The 241-nt window shown below is 61.8% G+C and carries 1 protein-coding gene; it reads right to left on the bottom strand.

Going from position 1 to position 241, the window contains the following annotated elements:
• Positions 1-241, bottom strand: a 241-nt coding sequence (locus R0J87_RS24040; RefSeq protein ID WP_498889554.1) for a TonB-dependent receptor plug domain-containing protein, incomplete at both ends; no start/stop codon positions are given.

The raw sequence follows: 241 nt of genomic DNA, 5'->3' as shown, positions 1-241 counted from the left end.
GTCATCCACCGTGGCCCTACGGGTGTCGAAAGCGCCTACCGAGAGTGACACCTCGCGGCCAGCGTCAAGCGTTGGCTGCTTGGATCGGTCGCTCACGATGCCTCCCGGCGACGCCGAGCCATACAGCAGCGAGGACGTTCCCTTAAGCACTTCAACGCGATCCTGAAGCGACCGGTCATAGTGATAGCGTTGGGAGGCAGGCCGGGTTCCATCTATGTAAACGGAGTTGGCTCGGGCACCA

This window comes from Halomonas sp. SIMBA_159 (assembly GCF_046536035.1).
Lineage (GTDB): Bacteria > Pseudomonadota > Gammaproteobacteria > Pseudomonadales > Halomonadaceae > Vreelandella > Vreelandella venusta_A.
Note: the sequence above shows the minus strand (reverse complement) of the source record. Positions and strands in the feature narration are given on the sequence as shown.